General features: G+C 62.4%; 20 protein-coding genes. 11 read left to right on the top strand and 9 right to left on the bottom strand.

From position 1 onward, the window contains the following. Nucleotide 1: 1 nt before the first annotated feature. Genes QNI87_RS05440 through QNI87_RS05420 form a run of 5 tightly spaced genes read left to right on the top strand, consistent with a single transcriptional unit; the run spans nucleotide 2 to nucleotide 2,934 of the window. Nucleotides 2-652: a DsbA family protein gene (locus QNI87_RS05440; RefSeq protein WP_300595048.1), complete on the top strand. Its 651-nt coding sequence runs from the start codon at nucleotides 2-4 to the stop codon at nucleotides 650-652. Beyond that, nucleotides 616-1,416 (top strand): alpha/beta fold hydrolase, encoded by an 801-nt coding sequence (locus QNI87_RS05435; RefSeq protein WP_300595046.1) that lies wholly within the window; start codon nucleotides 616-618, stop codon nucleotides 1,414-1,416. Before QNI87_RS05440 ends, QNI87_RS05435 begins: the two co-directional genes overlap by 37 nt. Then, the gene (locus QNI87_RS05430) at nucleotides 1,413-1,934 is read left to right on the top strand and encodes a hypothetical protein (RefSeq protein ID WP_300595044.1); all 522 of its coding nucleotides are present in this window, start codon (nucleotides 1,413-1,415) and stop codon (nucleotides 1,932-1,934) included. The genes QNI87_RS05435 and QNI87_RS05430 overlap by 4 nt, the downstream gene beginning before the upstream one ends. 2 nt (nucleotides 1,935-1,936) lie before the next feature. Beyond that, the gene (locus QNI87_RS05425; protein WP_300595042.1) at nucleotides 1,937-2,614 is read left to right on the top strand and encodes a YbjN domain-containing protein; all 678 of its coding nucleotides are present in this window, start codon (nucleotides 1,937-1,939) and stop codon (nucleotides 2,612-2,614) included. Beyond that, nucleotides 2,614-2,934, top strand: coding sequence for a hypothetical protein (locus QNI87_RS05420; protein ID WP_300595040.1), 321 nt, complete (start codon nucleotides 2,614-2,616; stop codon nucleotides 2,932-2,934). Before QNI87_RS05425 ends, QNI87_RS05420 begins: the two co-directional genes overlap by 1 nt. Here the strand turns inward: QNI87_RS05420 and QNI87_RS05415 are convergent. The 7 genes from QNI87_RS05415 to rpsF all read right to left on the bottom strand — a co-directional run bounded on the left by QNI87_RS05415 (nucleotide 2,931) and on the right by rpsF (nucleotide 9,312). Then, a complete protein-coding gene (locus tag QNI87_RS05415; RefSeq protein WP_300595038.1) occupies nucleotides 2,931-4,367 on the bottom strand; it encodes a methyl-accepting chemotaxis protein in 1,437 nt (478 codons plus the stop codon). The two genes, QNI87_RS05420 and QNI87_RS05415, sit on opposite strands and share 4 nt — an antisense overlap. Before the next feature lie 347 nt (nucleotides 4,368-4,714). After that, on the bottom strand, nucleotides 4,715-6,163 hold the full coding sequence (locus tag QNI87_RS05410) for an AMP nucleosidase (RefSeq protein WP_300595036.1): 1,449 nt from the start codon (nucleotides 6,161-6,163) through the stop codon (nucleotides 4,715-4,717). A gap of 90 nt (nucleotides 6,164-6,253) precedes the next feature. Further along, nucleotides 6,254-6,916, bottom strand: coding sequence for a Fe2+-dependent dioxygenase (locus QNI87_RS05405; RefSeq protein ID WP_300595034.1), 663 nt, complete (start codon nucleotides 6,914-6,916; stop codon nucleotides 6,254-6,256). A gap of 11 nt (nucleotides 6,917-6,927) precedes the next feature. Beyond that, nucleotides 6,928-7,962, bottom strand: a complete 1,035-nt coding sequence (locus tag QNI87_RS05400; RefSeq protein ID WP_300595032.1) for a hypothetical protein — start codon at nucleotides 7,960-7,962, stop codon at nucleotides 6,928-6,930. 50 nt (nucleotides 7,963-8,012) lie between these two features. Further along, nucleotides 8,013-8,708: a 50S ribosomal protein L9 gene (gene rplI / locus QNI87_RS05395; RefSeq protein ID WP_300595030.1), complete on the bottom strand. Its 696-nt coding sequence runs from the start codon at nucleotides 8,706-8,708 to the stop codon at nucleotides 8,013-8,015. Nucleotides 8,709-8,722: 14 nt separating this feature from the next. Beyond that, the gene (rpsR, locus tag QNI87_RS05390) at nucleotides 8,723-8,947 is read right to left on the bottom strand and encodes a 30S ribosomal protein S18 (protein ID WP_007164455.1); all 225 of its coding nucleotides are present in this window, start codon (nucleotides 8,945-8,947) and stop codon (nucleotides 8,723-8,725) included. Beyond that, a complete protein-coding gene (gene rpsF / locus QNI87_RS05385; RefSeq protein WP_300595023.1) occupies nucleotides 8,947-9,312 on the bottom strand; it encodes a 30S ribosomal protein S6 in 366 nt (121 codons plus the stop codon). Before rpsF ends, rpsR begins: the two co-directional genes overlap by 1 nt. Nucleotides 9,313-9,635: 323 nt before the next feature. On the opposite strand from rpsF, the gene QNI87_RS05380 reads away from it, so the two are divergent. Continuing rightward, nucleotides 9,636-10,310: a glutathione S-transferase family protein gene (locus QNI87_RS05380; RefSeq protein ID WP_300595022.1), complete on the top strand. Its 675-nt coding sequence runs from the start codon at nucleotides 9,636-9,638 to the stop codon at nucleotides 10,308-10,310. On the opposite strand, the gene QNI87_RS05375 is transcribed toward QNI87_RS05380, so the two are convergent. Together QNI87_RS05375 and QNI87_RS05370 are read right to left on the bottom strand one after the other, a co-directional pair. Beyond that, nucleotides 10,307-10,600 (bottom strand): hypothetical protein, encoded by a 294-nt coding sequence (locus tag QNI87_RS05375; protein ID WP_300595020.1) that lies wholly within the window; start codon nucleotides 10,598-10,600, stop codon nucleotides 10,307-10,309. The genes QNI87_RS05380 and QNI87_RS05375 overlap by 4 nt on opposite strands. Then, nucleotides 10,597-12,024 (bottom strand): Mur ligase family protein, encoded by a 1,428-nt coding sequence (locus QNI87_RS05370; protein WP_300595018.1) that lies wholly within the window; start codon nucleotides 12,022-12,024, stop codon nucleotides 10,597-10,599. The genes QNI87_RS05375 and QNI87_RS05370 overlap by 4 nt, the downstream gene beginning before the upstream one ends. Nucleotides 12,025-12,080: 56 nt before the next feature. Here QNI87_RS05370 and QNI87_RS05365 point away from each other — a divergent pair, with 56 nt between their 5' ends. The 5 genes from QNI87_RS05365 (at nucleotide 12,081) to QNI87_RS05345 (ending at nucleotide 17,093) form a co-directional block, all read left to right on the top strand. Then, nucleotides 12,081-12,911, top strand: a complete 831-nt coding sequence (locus QNI87_RS05365; protein ID WP_300595016.1) for an LD-carboxypeptidase — start codon at nucleotides 12,081-12,083, stop codon at nucleotides 12,909-12,911. A 54-nt stretch (nucleotides 12,912-12,965) separates the two neighbouring features. Further along, nucleotides 12,966-13,901, top strand: a complete 936-nt coding sequence (gene fabD, locus QNI87_RS05360; RefSeq protein ID WP_300595014.1) for an ACP S-malonyltransferase — start codon at nucleotides 12,966-12,968, stop codon at nucleotides 13,899-13,901. A gap of 436 nt (nucleotides 13,902-14,337) precedes the next feature. Continuing rightward, nucleotides 14,338-15,099, top strand: a complete 762-nt coding sequence (fabG, locus tag QNI87_RS05355; RefSeq protein ID WP_300595012.1) for a 3-oxoacyl-[acyl-carrier-protein] reductase — start codon at nucleotides 14,338-14,340, stop codon at nucleotides 15,097-15,099. A gap of 191 nt (nucleotides 15,100-15,290) precedes the next feature. Beyond that, nucleotides 15,291-16,415, top strand: coding sequence for a DNA polymerase III subunit beta (gene dnaN / locus QNI87_RS05350; protein WP_300595009.1), 1,125 nt, complete (start codon nucleotides 15,291-15,293; stop codon nucleotides 16,413-16,415). Nucleotides 16,416-16,436: 21 nt separating this feature from the next. Next, the gene (locus tag QNI87_RS05345) at nucleotides 16,437-17,093 is read left to right on the top strand and encodes a glutathione S-transferase family protein (protein ID WP_300595007.1); all 657 of its coding nucleotides are present in this window, start codon (nucleotides 16,437-16,439) and stop codon (nucleotides 17,091-17,093) included.

The following is a 17,093-nucleotide window of genomic DNA, read 5'->3' as shown; positions in this document are numbered from 1 at the left end:
CATGACACTTAGCGCCGATCTCTTCTTCAGCTTTCGCTCGCCGTACTCCTATCTCGCGATTGGTCGCTATCGCGCTCTTGCCGAGCAATACACCGTCGATATCGCGCTGCGCGTCGTGTGGCCTATTGCCGTGCGCGATCCCGATCTCCTCTTCACCGGCAATCCGGCGGCGGCGATGTACATCCTGCGCGATTCGATGCGCTGCGGAGAGTTTCTGGGTATCCCGATCCGCTGGCCGCAGCCCGATCCGGTCGCGCAGAACCTCGCCACGCGCGAGATCGCGAAAGATCAGCCGCTGATCGAACGTGTATGCCGGATCGGCCAGGCCGCTGCGCGCCGGGGCAAGGGCATGGCGTTTGCCGACGAGGTCTCGCGCATCATCTTTTCGGGCGAGGTCGATGGCTGGCATGAAGGCGATCATCTGGCGCGCGCGGCTGAGCGGGCGGGGCTCGATCTGGCGGAGCTCGATGCCGAGGCGGTGAGCGATGCCGACGCGATCGACGCGGAGATTGCCGCCAATCAGGACGCGCTCGAAGCCGCGGGACATTGGGGGGTGCCGACCTGTGTCTTCGAGGGCGAGCCCTTCTTTGGTCAGGACCGGTTCGAAATGGCCAAATGGCGTATGGAGCAAAAAGGACTGACAAAGCGGTGAGCGCGCCCATCACATCCTATTTCGAAAGCTTCGACGCAGCGCGCCTGGCAATCCATCGCGAAGGGGCCGGACACCCGGTCGTGCTGCTTCACGGCCTGTTTTCCAGCGCTTTCATGAACTGGATCAAATGGGGCCATGGCGCGCGTTTGGCCGACGCCGGATTTGAAGCGATCATGCTCGATTTTCGCGCGCATGGTGAAAGCGATGCTCCGCGCGATCCGGCTGCGTACCCGCCCGGCGTTCTGGTGCGCGACGCGTCGGCACTGGTCGATTATCTCGGCCTTGAAGACGAGCGCTACGACCTTGTCGGTTTCTCGCTTGGTGCGCGCACCGCTTTGCACGCGGCGGCGCATGGGGTTCTGCGGCCCCGCCGGCTTGTGGTGTGCGGCATGGGCTTGGCGGGCCTTGGCGAATGGGAGAGACGCGCAGCGCATTTCAAGCGCGTTATCGACGAGTTCGACACCATCAAACCCGACAGCCCTCTCTACACCGCCCGTACCTTCTTGAAGTCGCAAGGGGTTGATCGGGTCGCGGCGCGGCTCTTGCTCGATGGGATGGGGGACTTCGACATTGCGGCGCTTTCCAACATCGCCGCGCCGAGCGCGGTCATTTGCGGCGTCGACGATAACGACAACGGATCGGGCCGGGAACTGTCCAGAGTTCTGCCGGATGCGGTGTTCAAAGAGGTACCGGGCACGCACCTCAACAGCGTGACCAATGCGGCGCTAGGAGAGGCCATCACGGCGTTTCTGGTGCAACGGTGAGCGTCTCCAGAAAGACCTTTCTGTTCTGGTGGCTCGGCGGCCTGTCGATCTTCGCTGTGTCGATCGTCCTTCACGCGCCCCTCGCAATCGATGCGGTGCCAGCCGGGATACTCGATCACCAGGCTGCGCCCGATGCGGCGCGCGTTGACGCCGTTCAAGGCGCGTGGCGTGCGGCGGGCCTGCTGGGTCAGGCGCGTGTGGCGATGGTTTGCGATCTTGTCTTTATCGGCGTCTACGGAACCGGAGGCGTGTTGGCAGGATTGCGCTACCGCGGTTCCGAAAGCCGGGCGCTATCTGGATTGGGCTGGGTAATTCTGGCCAGCGCCGTCACCTTCCTGATTACCGACTATCTTGAAACCCTTGCACAACTCACCCAGCTTATGCGCTTTAGTGGCAATGATTTCTTGGCCGGGTTGGCATCATCCCTGGGTTCGGTGAAAGTTCTCTCTTTCCTCGCGACCCTGTTCGTTCCGGCGCTTGCCTTGTTTGTTGAACGCGCAACACGCGCACCGCTTTAGCCATGGGGAAGAACGCGATCCGTACCTTTATCACTCCGGCGCTTATCGCGCTTGGCGGCATGCTGCCGGGCGGCGTCCTGGCGCAGAATCGAGCGGACGCGGAGGACGCGGCGCGGTCGCGGGCAGCTCCCGCGACTGTCGCGACGGCGATGGATGCACCCGGGCTAAGCGCGCTGCTGAATGAGGCTGGCTATGAGAGTGTCGAGCTGCTGCCTAGAGAGTCCGAAGAGGATATCACCGCGATACTGATCGAAAATGACGGGCTGCGTTCAAGCATCTTGTTCAAGGATTGCGATGAGGCTGTGCCCGATTTTTGCGAGACGCTGGTTCTATCCACCCGTTGGGATCGCAGCACTCCAATCCCCTTCGAAGCGGTCGCCAAGGCCAATCGCGATTACCGCTATATCTCGGTCTGGCGGGATGACGATGGAGATCCGTTGGCGCAATGGGCGATCTTTACAGGGCGCGATGGCATCCCCTCATCTGTGTTTCTGGGCGCGCTGGAGCGCTATTTGCAGGTGGTTTACGATTACTGGGACGTGGCCTTCGAGGGCGACAGCGCCAACGGCTCGGAGGGTGAAAGCGCCAACGGGGCGCAGGGCGAGGGCGTTATCGGCGCGCAGGGTCAGGTTCCGCCGAGCGATGCGTTCCCGTCCAAGGCCACGGAGCCCGAAGACTGATGCTCGCTCGCATAGCTCTCTTAACAGCCACCGCAGCGCTGTGTCTGACCGGATGCAGCGCCGTGCAGGACGCGCTCGATTACGGGCGCGGACCGTTCGATCATAGCCCGGCCACCACAAGCGAGGCGGCGCTTGAAGGCCTGCACGAATCGAGTTGGGGCAATTCGGGTCGATGGGGAGGCCAAGGGGCTTTGGAGGATGGCTTGAAAGAGGACGTCCCTGAGCCCGACCAGGTTCAAACAACGGATGCAAGGCCGCAGGAGCAGGAAGATGGCGGGTCCGAGGAGGACCGCACTTCAGAACCACGCGCAGCGCTTTAGCCCGCATTCAGATTTGTGACGAACTGCGCGGTGGATTGCTCCAGATCACGCACATTGCGCGCCATGGTCGAAGCGACTTCGCCGAGCTGGTTCGAGAGTTTCTCGGTCGCGGCAGCGGTGCTTGCGAGATTCTCGCTGCGCACAGCCATGGCACCGACATCTTGCGCCGCGTTTCTGGCGTAGTCTTCGATGGTGTCCGCCGATTTGCGCTGCCTGTCCACTTCCGAGCGGATGGCGTCGGCGGTTTCGGCGAGTGAACTGATCACGCTGTCGCTCGCGCGAAAGCTGCGTTCCGCTTCGAGCGTGCCTCCGCGCACGCCCTTGAGAAAAGTCTCGATCTCAATCGCCGCGTTGCTCGCTTGCGCGGCTAACGATTTCACCTCTTGCGCGACAATCGTGAAGCCGCGCCCGGCCTGACCGGCGCTGGCCGCTTCAATCGCTGCGTTGAGCGAGAGGAGGTTAGTGCGCTCGGCGATGCGAACGATAGCGCGGGTGGCCTCGCCAATCGTCTCGGAGCGTTTGGCCAGACCTCCGATTGCGTCGCCACCGGAAACCGAGCGTTGGGTGGCTTGTGAGACAAGATCGTTCTGCTGGTCTGCGTCAAAGGCGATATTGGCGATGGACGAGGAAAGCTCGGCGATCCCGTCGGCCACCAGCCGCGCCGCGTTGCTCGCCGCCTGCGCGCCTTCGCTGACCTCGACCGCGCCCTGTCCCGTATCATGGGCGTTGGCGTTGAGCATCCTGATGGTGCTTTCGAGAGTTTTCGCGCATTGTGAAACCGATTTGGTCACGACGCTGATCGAGGTTTCGAATTCCTCTGCAAACTGCATGAGTTGTGCCTTGCGTTCGGCGTGCTGTTCGACCTCGACCTTCTCGCGTTCCTGGCGTTCGGCTTCGGCTCGTTGGATCGCGCTATCCAGCTCGACTGACTGTTTCTCAAGCAGCGCGTTGCGTCGCGCGCCTTCATCCCGCGAAGCTTCGAGTCTATGGAAGAGCCGGTCCACCGCCGAACAGATGCTGACGGAGATCACCGTCACAAAGATCATGCCGACCAGTTCCATCAAGGTGCCCAGCCAGGTGATCGGCTGAGACAGCTCGTCGGCCCTCTTCATAAACTCAAACACCAGGAGGCTGACCATACACAGCGAGCTACCGAGCAGGACGATCCGTCGATCGTAAAGCGCAACGAAGAGGATCACGGTAATCAAGTGCGGGACCAGAACATCGACATGGTGACCCGCCAAGAGAAAGCACAGGATAAGACTGGGCGGGAAGGTGCATGTCGCCAACGCGACAAGCGCGCGCTCGGAGAATGTCAGTTGCCCTCGGCGCGCCAGAAGTGTGACTAGAATATTGAGGGCGAGGCCAAAGGAAACCACCGCCCAGATTTTCGACGTGGTAAGAAATGCGAGCATCGCGAAAAGACCGCTCATCGTCCATCCGCCGATACACAAAAAACGCAGCCCCTTACGGCGCAGCCCTTCGAGGCTAAGCGGATCCATGGCTTGCGGCCGGGTTGGCGCGCGTCGCTTACGGAGCGAAGGGGAGGTGTCGGCCGCCCCGCTCAATAGGCGATCCGCAGGCGGCGGCGGGGGCAGGAGCGAGGCGTGTTCCATGCGCCTCGCGCTAGGCGAGCCATGGTTTCATTTCGGCGGGTGCAAGCCTGCGTGAAACTACTTTGATCCGGGTGTCTGGATCATCGCTGCGCCGCGGGGGTTCGCAACGCCAGGGTCTCGATCGGCTTGGAGCGCGTACCCACTGGGCGACGCCGCATCTTCTGTTACCGGAAGGGCGGTTCGTTGAACGCGCGAAGCTTCCGGCTGTGCAAACGGTCGCCCTCGTCGCGCAGGCGCCCGACCGCTTCGAGTCCGATCTGCAAGTGAGCCGCGATCGCTTCCTCGTAAAACTTGTTCGCCTGGCCCGGCAGCTTGATCTCGCCATGCAGGGGCTTGTCCGACACGCACAGCAGCGTGCCGTAGGGCACCCGGAAGCGATAGCCTTGCGCCGCGATGGTCGCGCTCTCCATTTCAACCGCAATCGCGCGGCTTTGGGAGAACCGCTTGGCGCTGTCGGAATAGTGTAGCTCCCAATTGCGATCATCGGTGGTGACAACGGTTCCGGTGCGCATCCGCTCCTTGAGGTTTGCCCCCTGTTTGCCCGACACATGCTCGGCCGCCCCGGCGAGGGCGAGTTGCACCTCGGCAATGGGCGGAATGGGAATTTCGGGCGGCAGCACCGCGTCGAGCACGTGATCGTCGCGCAGATAGGCGTGCGCGAGGACGAAATCGCCGATCTTCTGCGTTGAGCGAACGCCTCCGCAGTGGCCGATCATCATCCAGGCATGGGGGCGCAGAACCGCCAGGTGATCGCAGATCGTCTTCGCGTTCGAGGGACCAACACCGATATTCACCAGCGTGATCCCGCGCCTGTCCTCGCGCATCAGGTGATAGCTGGGCATTTGCGAGCGTCGCCAGGCGGTATCGCTCAGTTGATCGCGCGCGGTCTCGGTGCGCTCCGAGATATCGAGGCCTCCCGCGCCGCGCAGGGCCGTGTAGCCGTTCTCGCCGATCTGCTTGGCGCCCCAGTCAACGAATTCATCGACATAGCGATGGTAGTTCGTAAACAGGATAAAGTCCTGAAAATCGCCGACCGCGGTCCCGGTGTAGTGAGCCAGCCGAGCCAGTGAGTAATCGGTGCGCAGCCCGTCGAAGAGCGACAGCGGCATCGCTGTGTTCTCGTCGATCTCGATACCGTCGGCAAGTTCATCGCCGATCAGGGCAAGGTCGGTCGAGGGGAAGTATTTGGCGATGTCCTGCGGTGCGATACCCTGCATCATCGCTCCCGCCTCGCCGTCGAGCACATAGGGGAACGGGATTTCCTGGCTTGAGCGGGTGACGGTGACGTCGATATCGTATTCCGCCGCGATCAGTTCGAGCTGCTCGGTGAGATAGGGCGCAAACAGGTCTGGCCGGGTAATGGTGGTGGTGTAAGTGCCGGTCTGTTCCAGGCGGCCAAAGGCGCGGCTGCGATCCGTCAGATCGCCGCCCGAAGCGCCCGCGCCGGCGTAGTGAAGGGTGAGCTGGGGATAGGCGTAGCTGCCATCCTGGCGCTTGCGCGAAGGCGGGATTGCGCCGTCCTTGCCAAACGCGATGACGTCATTGCGCAGTGTGGCCACCGCGTCGCTGTAGTGGCTTTGCAATTGCTTCAGAATGTGGGGGATCTTGATCATGCGCGCCTTTAGCACCGAGTTTGCAACGGTGCCAAGGCGGGCGTGCGCCCCGCGCGAAGATTTATGGCGCGAGCCTTTCCACGCGCTGCGTCAGGAGCGTTGCCACATCCGTCTGAGGTTGAACTGCACGGCTTGGAGGCGGGTGTAGTTCTCCGAGCTCATCGAATTGCCTTCGAGCGCCGCGACTTCGCCCAATTCATACAGCAGCTCGCGCTGCGCTGTGTCGGGCACCTGGCTCTGGATGAACGTAATCGCGACAAGGCGTTCGCCTTTTGTCACTTCCTCGACTTCGTGAAGGGTGGAGGAGGGATAGACGATCGCCGATCCGACCGGCCCCTTGATGCGGATTTCCTCGGTTCCCAGCACGCTGCGAAGCGCCCCTCCGTCATAGCTATCCGGGTCGTTGAGAAACAGCGTGCAGGAAAGATCGGAGCGGATCGAGACGTTGCCGATCCCCATCATCGCTGCGTCGGGATGCAGACCGTATTTCATACCCGGCGTGTAGCGGCAGATCAGCGGCGGCGCGAACTGCGTGGGGATCGCGAAGTTCATGAAGTCTTCGTTTGCGAACAGCGCCTTTGCCATGATGTTGACCGCGCTCTGCTGCAAATTCTGATCGTGCATTTGCAGATTGGATTTGACCTTGGAGTGCGGGTTGGAGATTTTCCCGTCCACAAAGGTGGCCTTGGCCGCGATGCCTTTAAGCTCGGCCACCTGGGCGTCAGAAAGCACGTTTTCGATCAATCGGAACATGGGACAGCCTTCTAGGCGCGCTCCATGGCGCTCGCAATCGCTGGATGTTCCCCCGCCGCTCGATCAAGCCAGCGAAGGGCTGAGGCGATGTCATCCCGGCGTTCCTGCGCCGCAGCGGCGAGCACCTCTTCGCGCAATTGCGGAGAATAGCCTTGCTCGGGAGCCTTGGAATAGCGCTGCATGATCGGGCCTTCGACCCAGCTCTGAGCCTGATCGGGCGAGACCGCCGTCTCGATATGTTCAGCGATGCGCGTGAGGGTTTGAGCGGGCTGCGCTAGAAAGTCGTCAAAGTCCTGCCACAGCGTGTTTTCGTTCGCCGCGGCGTCCAGCGCGGTCAACTCGCAGGCCCACGCCATCGCGGCGCGGGCCGCCTCATCCAGCTCCCACAGATTGATGTCCGGCCCGTGGAGCCGGTTGTTCAGTCGCTGGAGACGCGCGCTGGAAAGAACGGCGAGTTCCTGGCGCGAAGCCTCGCCGGAGAGGATGGTTTGCAGGTAACGCTCTGGCGAGAGCGTCAGGAACACCGCCTTGCGGCTGCCTTCAAGCAGGTCGCCAGCGATATCGCTGACAAAGCTCGTCGCCTTGATCAGCGCACGCTGATCGGCGCGAAACGTGCGCGACAGCCATTTGCGCGCGAGCGGCAAGCGGTCGCTGACCTGTCCGGGAGGCCAGGGCGAATGCGCAAGCCCGTCGACCATGCGCAGTTCGGCAAACTGGCGCAGGATCTGCGGTTCGCGAAGGGCGAGCGTGTCGGGCGCTTCGCCGAGCAGCCGAGCGATCAAGGTCGATCCGACATGGCCGATATGAAAGATGAAGCGCGCATCGTCGCGCGCCGGGGCGCCGGGCGCATCGGTTTGGGGGGCAATGGTCGCGAAGTCGCCCCATTGCATCGCTCGCTTGGCCTCGCCGGGCGGGGTCTGGACAAGCCGCTGATCGAGAAAGCTCGCGGCGCGCAGTTCATCTTCGGTCACCCGCATCAGGAGCAGGCGATCGCGCGCTGTGTCCATCTGATGGACAAAAAGGCTGGGGTCCGAGGCGAAACTCATCGGATCCCAGCCTTTCGTGTTCGTGTCTGAAGCGACAGGGGAGCGGGCGACTAGCCTTCGGCGGTGTCTTCGCTCTTGGTCTCTTCGGTCGTCTCTTCGGTCGTCTCTTCGGCGGCGCCTTCAGAGGCGTCCTGCGTCAGCGCTTCAGCGGCGCTGTCTTCAAGCAGTTCGGTCGGGATCTCGCCCGGCTCAAGGTTGGGATCGATGCGGTTGGCTTCGGCCTGTTCCTCGATTTCCTTCTGCTCTTCTTCGAAGATCTGCGCGAGGACATCGACACCTTGCGACTGCAATTCAGCCTCATCGTCCGAACGCGCCACGTTGGCCTTTACGGTCACGCGCACTTCCGGGTGAAGGGCCACGGTCACCTCGTGCATGCCGATAGTCTTGATCGGCGCGCCCATGATGACTTGCTTCTTGTCGACGTTGTGGCCCTGTTCGGTGAGGCCGGCGACCATGTCGCGCACATTGACCGAGCCGTAGAGCTGTCCGGTGTTCGACGCGGCGCGGATCAGGACCACTTCGGCGCCCTCAACCTTCTCGCCAAGGCTTTGCGCGGCGGTGCGTTTTTCAGCGTTTTCCTTTTCAAGCCGTTCGCGGTTGGCTTCGAACACCTTCTTGTTGGCGTCGTTGGCGCGCAGGGCCTTCTTCTGCGGGAGCAGGAAGTTGCGCGCGTAGCCGTCCTTCACGGTGACGATGTCGCCAATCGTGCCCAGCTTTTCGATGCGCTCAAGGAGAATGATATCCATGTCTCTTTCTCCTCTTACTTCACAATGTACGGCAGCAGGCCGATGTGACGCGCGCGCTTGATCGCCTTGGCGAGTTCACGCTGCTTCTTGGCCGAAACAGCGGTGATGCGCGAAGGCACGATCTTGCCACGCTCGGACATGAAGCCCTGAAGCAGGCGCACGTCCTTGTAATCGATCTTGGGGGCGTCCTTGCCGGAGAACGGGCAGGACTTGCGGCGGCGGAAAAACGGGCGGGCCATCAGTCGCGCTCCTCACGGTCAGAGCGACGCTTACGGTCGCGTTCGTTCTTGCGCATCATCACGCTGGGGCCGTCTTCGTGCTCGTCGACGCGAATGGTCATGTAGCGGATGACGTCTTCGTTGATGCGCGTCTGGCGCTCAAGCTCGGCGACGACCGAACCGGGTGCGTCGATGTTGAGCATCACGAAATGCGCCTTGCGGTTGCGCTCGATCTTGTAGGCGAGGGACTTAAGGCCCCAGGTTTCGGTCTTGGTGACCTTGCCTTCGTTCGCTTCGACGATTTCGGTCGCCGTGGCCGCCAGCGCGTCCACCTGAGCCTGGCTCAGATCCTGACGCGCGAGGAAGATATGCTCGTAAAGAGCCATTCTTCGCTTCCTTTCACTTCCATGCCGATCGCTGGCTGATCCGTCCGGATGACGGGGCCCCTCCGGCTTTCTTAATTCCTCGATTTGAGGTTCCACGCCGGCTTGTCGCCCAACAATGGAAGGCGCGCACATAGCGAAACGGACGCGGAAAGCAAGCGGTAAAGGGGGGGGGGAGCGGTTTTGGTGTAGGAATTATGATGTCGCGTGCGCGACACAATCGGTAAGTCAAAATCGCTTGTTCATACCGATTACGCAAGGCCTTCGCATGCACTTCATCAACTAACTCTTTCGCGCCCAATCGGCTCTGGCTAGACGTGGGCGCCATGTCCGATACCCCCATTCTCTACACCTGCGCGGGCTCACGCGGGCTGCGCTGCACCTGGGCCGCCGAAGAGGTGGGCCTGGATATCGACCTGCGCATCCTGCCCTTTCCCCCGCGCTTTGCGGCGCCGGACTATCTGAAGATCAATCCCCTTGGGACCGTGCCGCTCTTCATCGACGAGCTTGGCGATGATTTGACCCCCTACCAGTCGCGCATGACCGAAAGCTGCGCGATTGCGCACTACATTGGCGCGCGCAGGGGTCCGACGCCCTTCATCGTCCAGGTGGGCGAGTGCGATTACGCGGAGTATCTCGACTTCACCTACCACGCCGACGCAACGCTTACCTTCCCGCAGACGGTCTACATGCGCTTTTCCGTGTTCGAGAAGGACAAGGGCTGGGGCGAGGCGGGTGAGGCCTATGCGAAGTGGTTCTACAAGCGGCTCATCAAGATCGAAGAGCGCCTGGAGGAACGCGACTATTTGTGCGCGGATCGTTTTACCATCGCCGATATTTGTGTCGGGTACGCGCTTATCCTTGCGGGCAAGGTCGGCCTCGATGAAGGGATCCCGGATTCTCTCAGAGCCTATCGCGAGCGGCTTACGGCGCGCGACGCATATAAAAGGGCGGTGGCGCGCGAGGAGGCGGCGCTCAAAGCGCTCGAACGCCCCAATTAGTCTTGCGCATCGGTGTTCTGCTCTTGCGTGAGATCGAGCCCGCAGCGCCCGCACTCCCGGTTGGGCCAGGGCACGACGAAAATGCCGCGAAAGAACAGGTTCTTCCCGCAGCGCGGGCAATTGTGCCGGAGCATCGGGCGATTGGCGGCAATCAGGCCAACAATCGCCACGCCAAAGGCGAGCGAGGAATGCCCGAAATACCGTTCCACAACGGCGACGAAGAGGATCGCCACCACCAGCGCACCGACCATCCACCAGGCGTGCCGGCGCGCGCGCTCATAAGCGCTCATTCCAGTCGCTCGAAGACGCCCTTGGCAAACTCGCTCAGCGTGTCGTCGCGCGCCCCCATGATGACGATGCGATCGCCAGCCTGCGCAAGCTCGACTATCCGGTCACCGCACGCCTCGCGCGTCGCAATGTACTCCGCTTCGCCGCCATGCGCTTTGATCAGCTCAACGATCCGCTCGCTGCCTTCGCTGCGATCGACCGTGCCGCCGAAGTAGACCGGATCGCACATCAGCGTCACATCATCGGCGCCCAGTTCGCGTGCGAAAGTTTCGGCGAGTTCATCGCCCATCTGCTTGAGCGGCCCATAGCCATGCGGCTGGAAGAAGGCGAGCACGCGGCCCGGCATGGCTCTCAACGTGCGCAGGGTGGCCGCGCATTTCTCGGGGTTGTGGCCGAAATCATCGATGACGGTGATGCCGTTTGCGGTTGTTCCAACCACGTCAAAGCGCCGGGCGAGACCCTCAAAGGAGCGCAGCGCGTAGGCCGCTTTCTCCACATCCAGCCCCGCCGCGCTGGTCGCTGCAATTGCGGCCAGCGCGTTCGAGAGATTGTGGCGGCCCGGCATCGGGAGGACAAGCGGAAAGGCTTCACGGCTACGATTATCGATGATCGCCGCGCTGATGCCGAACGCGCTTTCTTCGATCGAACCGGGTTCAACAGTCAGGTCCGCTCTTGTCGTGTCGATACCGAAAGTGATCGCCTGCGAGGCCTTGCCGGCCAGAAACGCCGCCTCATCATCGTCGAGATTGATCACCGCGCAGCCGGCCTCGCGGACGTAATCTCCAAACAGCACGCGCAGTTCTTCGATGCTCTTGTGGTCGAGGCTGACGTTGAGAAGGACCCCAATTGTTGGCCGGTACAGGGCGATTGAGCCGTCGCTTTCGTCGACTTCGCTCACAAAAAGCTCAGGCCGTCCGATCCGAGCGCTGGCGAAGGGATTATCGGGCCCGGCAAAATTCTTCATGACCGCGCCGTTCATGACGCTTGGATCGTAGCCCGCCTCTGAGAGTATCCACGCTATCATCCCGGTCACTGTCGACTTGCCGGATGTCCCGCCGACCGCGATCGAATAGCCCGCCTCGTTGAACAGAGCCGAGAGCAATTGCGCCCGGCTCATCCGGGTGCAGCCCAGTTCCTTTGCGCGGCTGACTTCGGGCACCGTGTCCTCGACCGCGGCTGACGCGATCAGGATCTGTTCAGGCGCCGTTATGCCGCTGCCATCCTGGGGGAAAAGGGTGAAACCGGCGCTTTCGAGCCATTCGAACTTCGCCGGAGTCCGACCCTGATCGCGGCTGCGGTCCGAGCCCGCGACCTCATACCCCAGGCCGCGCACGATCTGCGCGAGGGGAAGCATCCCCGACCCGCCAACGCCGCAAAAGAAGAATGGGCGGCCGTCCAGTTCCGCCCTCTCGATCGAATGATCCATAGCAATGATGGTTATTGGCTTGCGCCCAAGCTGACAAGCGACTTAGGTCCGACATCATGACAAAGATTGCCATTTGCGCACCCGCTTCGCCGATCACGCGCGAGGCCGCCGAGGCGACGCGGGCGCTGGTCGCCGCCGAATTTCCAATGCACACCGTGCACTTTCACGAGCAGTGCTTTGCGCGCTCGGGCCACTTTGCGGGCGACGATCTGATGCGGCTGACCGCGTTTCTGGAATGCGCCAACGATCCCGGCTATGACGCGGTTTGGTTCGCGCGTGGAGGCTATGGCTCGAACCGCATCGCCGAGGCGACGATCCCGCGCCTGAACGAAGCCGCGCGGGCCAAGACCTATGTCGGCTTCTCCGATTGCGGCTACATAATGGGCGCGCTTTACAAGGCCGGGATCGGCCAGTGCGCGCATGGATCGATGCCAATCAACGCCGCCTCGCAAGGCGGACGCGAAGCGGTGCGGCGAGTGCTGCGCTGGTTCGCCGGCGACAATTCCGGGCTTGAGCCAAGCCTTGATGGAACACGGCCCGCTGCGGCCTTCAACCTCATCACGCTGGCGATGATGGCGCCCACGCCGCTAATGCCGGATCTTACCGATCATGTGGTGATGCTGGAGGAAGTGAGCGAGCATCTCTACTCGGTCGATCGGATCTTCTTCTCCCTCTATGGCAGTTTGCCGCGCCTCGCGGGGCTGCGTCTGGGCGAAGTGACCGAAGTGCCCGAGAACGATCACCCCTTTGGCCGCAGCGTCGAAGATATCGTCCAGTTCTGGTGCGCGCGGGCCGGGATCCCCTATCTCGGACGCGCCGAGATCGGGCACACCGATGCCAACAAGGTGGTGCCTTTCGGTCTTGCGAGTCCGTTTCGCGGTGCCTAACCGGGCGCTCGAATGGGCAAGACCGGCATGGGTCGCCCGGATAAGAGGATAGAGATGAGAGCGTTTGTATTCCCCGGACAGGGCAGTCAGAAAGTGGGCATGGGTGTCGACTTGGCGCAGGCCAGCTCCGCAGCGCGCGAAGTGTTCGAGGAGGTCGATGAAGCGCTTTCGCAGAACCTGTTCGCGTTGATGCGCGACGGACCGACGGACGAGCTGACGCTGACTGAAAACAGCCAGCCAGCCATTATGGCGAACGCTATGGCGACGGTGCGCACGCTTGAAGAAGATTTCGGCGTAGCCCTCCAAGAGACGGTGGATGCGGTGGCGGGCCACTCGCTTGGCGAATACACGGCCCTTTGCGCAGCGGGCGCGTTTGACCTGGCTACCACCGCGCGTCTGCTCAAGCTGCGCGGGCAGGCGATGCAGGCTGCGGTTCCGGTGGGCGAGGGCGCGATGGCGGCGTTGCTGGGGGCGGATCTCGAGAAAGCCACCGCCCTGGCCGAAGCGTCCGCCAGGGGAGAGGTTTGCGAGGTTGCGAACGACAACGATCCGGGGCAGGTGGTCCTATCGGGCCATACCGGGGCGATCGACCGCGCCATCGCCCTGGTCAAAGAGCACGGGATCAAGCGCGGAGTGAAGCTTCCCGTCTCCGCTCCTTTCCACTCCTCGCTGATGCAGCCCGCCGCACAGCGCATGGCGCAGGCGCTGAGTGAAACCCCGCCGGCCAACCTGGCCATCCCGCTTTACGCCAACGTGACCGCTGCGAAGGTGGTCTCGGGCGAGGAAGAGCAAGAACTCCTCGTCGAGCAGGTTACAGGCCGCGTGCGCTGGCGCGAGAGCGTTGCGGCGATGCACGCGGACGGGATCGGCGAGTTTTTCGAGATCGGCGGCAAAGTGCTCTCCCCGATGATCCGCAAGATTGCGGGCGAGGCCGAGGCGACAAGCCTGGTGACGATGGACGAGCTTGAGGCTTTCGCGAAGTCGCTGTGAGCATTCCGATATCTCGCTCCACTGGATCGATTTATCCAACTTTGGCCTTCTCCATAGCATCGCGCCGGGCACCTTCGATCTCGCAATCGATCCGGAGCGCCTGTCACGCTATCTTGCAAACCCCTGCAATTGGATGGCGGTCGCGCTCGCAGGGAAACTGGTTGTCGGTATGCTCATGGTGGTCGTCCGCACGCATCCCGACAAGCCCACCGAACTGTTCCTTGACGAGATCGGCGTTGGCGACGATTGGCGCAGGCGGTGCGTTGCGCGCGCGCTTAATTCCATTTTCTGTTCGCGCGCGTCAGTGCCGAGGATATTGATGAGATATGGCTGGCGACCGAGCCCGACAACGCGGCGGCGCGGGGCCTGTATGAAAGCTTCGGCATCTCAGGGGAGGACGCCGTGATTTACTATCTGAAGAGGTGAGGAGCCTTACATGTTTCGACTGGATGGAATGAACGCGCTGGTGACCGGTGCGAGCGGTGGGATCGGCTCCGCGGTCGCGACGGCGCTGGCGATGCAAGGCGCGCGAGTCGCGCTTTCGGGCTCGAACGGCGAGAAGCTTCGCGTTTTTCGCGAACAACTCAACGAAGAGATTGGGGCCGCCGAGCATGGCGATCACGTCGAGATCACGTGCAACCTCTCAGACACGACGCAGGTTGAAGAGCTGATCCCGGCAACGCTCGACACGCTTGGCGGGATCGACATACTCGTGAACAATGCCGGCATTACGCGCGACAACCTGGCGATGCGGATGAAGGATGAGGAGTGGGATCAGGTGGTCTCGATCAATCTCGAAGCCGCCTTTCGCCTGATGCGCGCCAGCGCTCGACCGATGATGAAAGCGCGCTTTGGCCGGATCATCAACATCACCAGCGTAGTCGGGCATACGGGCAATCCAGGCCAGATGAACTATTGCGCCGCCAAGGCTGGGCTGACCGGCATGACCAAGAGCTTCGCGCAGGAAGTCGCAAGCCGCGGTATCACCGCCAATTGCGTCGCGCCCGGCTTTATCCGCACCGCGATGACGACCGCGCTCGATGAAAAACAGACCGAGACGATCAACGCGCGCATCCCGATGGGCAAAATGGGGGAGGGCGCGGATATCGGCGCGGCGGTAAGCTATCTCGCGAGCCGCGAGGCGGGCTACATCACGGGCGAGACGCTGCACGTGAACGGCGGCATGGCGATGGTCTGAGCCGCCGGACAAGGCCTCGCGACGGGCCCCGGGCGCCCCGATGCCCCCCTTATCCCCAAGCGAATGTCCCCTAGGCAACAGACCAAACTTGCCCGAATGCGCGGCGGCGCTAAGGTTTTCTTCCAATCCCCGATGTCCGGTGGCGATTCCGCGTCCGGGCGCGAGCATCGATAAGGTAAGGGTCAAAGCTCATGAAGGCGACCATCGAACGCGCAACGCTCCTGCGGTGCATGTCCCATGTGCAATCGGTGGTGGAACGCCGCAACACGATCCCCATTCTCTCCAACGTGCTCATCGACGCGGCTGAGGATGGCACAGTCAAGGTCATGGCAACCGACCTCGATCTCCAGATCGTCGAGACGGTGTCGGCCAGCAATGTCGAAACGCCCGGCGCGATCACAGTCTCCGCGCATCTGTTGAACGATATCATCCGCAAGCTGTCCGAAGGCTCGCAAGTTCAGCTCGATGCAGCGGACAACCGCCTCGAAATCCGCTCGGGCCGCGCCAGGTTCAAGCTGCCAACCCTGCCGCGCGATGATTTTCCGGTGATCGTCGAAGGCGATCTGCCAACCTCGTTCGAACTTCCAGCGAAGCAGCTCGCCGAGCTGATCGACCGTACCCGGTTCGCGATCTCGACCGAGGAGACGCGCTATTACCTCAACGGCATCTTCCTGCACGTGACCGACGATGATGAGCCGGTGCTCAAGGCCGCGGCAACCGACGGCCACCGCCTCGCGCGCTTCACGCTTCCCCGGCCCGAGGGCGCCGCTGGCATGCCGGACGTGATCGTGCCCCGCAAGGCCGTGGGCGAGATCCGCAAGCTGATCGAGGAGTCGGATGGCACCGTCCTGATCGATCTCTCCGCCAGCAAGATCCGCTTCACGATCAGCGGCGAGGGCGGGGTGGTCCTGACCAGCAAGCTGATCGACGGCACCTTTCCCGACTACAGCCGCGTCATTCCGACCGGCAACGACAAGCTGCTGAAGGTCGACCCGCGCTTGTTCTTCGAAGGCGTTGACCGCGTCGCCACGATCGCGACCGAGAAGACCCGCGCGGTCAAGATGGGGCTCGACAAGGACAAGGTGATCCTCTCGGTGACCTCGCCCGATAACGGCAACGCGGCTGAAGAGCTGGAAGCGGAATATTCCTCCGACCTGTTCGAGATCGGCTTCAACGCCAATTACTTGAAGGACATTCTCGGCCAGATCGATAGCGACACGGTGGAGCTGCATCTTGCCGACGCCGGGGCGCCCACGCTGATCCGCAAGGATGAAGGCTCGCCCGCGCTATACGTGCTGATGCCAATGCGGGTCTGAGGTTGGCCTCGGCGCGCCAGCGTGGCTCCTGAAGCGCCCAAGCGGGTCCGCATTTTCGGCCCGGTGATCTCGACCTACACGCGGATCGTCGCGATCGCGTGTGAAGAGGCCGGGCTGAGCCACGAGACGATCCCGACCGCCGCGCAAAGCCCGCAGAACCGCCATCCTTTCGGCAAGGTGCCGATCGTCGAGATCGACGGTCTTGAGTTGATCGAGAGCCTTGCGATCACCCAGTACATCGACAGCGTGCACAACGCCGGCCGCCTCCTACCGACAGATCCGGCCAGGCGTGCGGTTATCGACACGTGGGTGTCCTTAGCGAACAACTACCTTTTCCCGCTGTTCGAACATGGCCTCGTCATGCCCTATATCATGCACAGATTCAGCCGATTGCCACTGGACCGCGACCGAATTGAGCGCGCGCTGCCCAATATCAGCCGAGCGCTTGGCTTTCTGGAAGCCGAGATCGCGCGGGACGGCGCTTGGACGACGATCGACCCGAATGAGCCCGGGAAGTTCACTCTCGCCGATGTCTTTCTCTATCCTATTGTGCGCAGCCTCCAGCTCACCCCGCAGGGGCAGGTCGGCATCGCGCAGTGCGATCATCTTTCCGCCTGGATGGCGGTCACTGAAAACCGGCCATCGATCCGCGCAACGCGCTGGGAAACGGAACCGTGA

The organism is Erythrobacter sp. (assembly GCF_030066995.1).
Classification (GTDB): domain Bacteria; phylum Pseudomonadota; class Alphaproteobacteria; order Sphingomonadales; family Sphingomonadaceae; genus Erythrobacter.
This window is presented reverse-complemented; position numbering and strand designations above follow the sequence as displayed.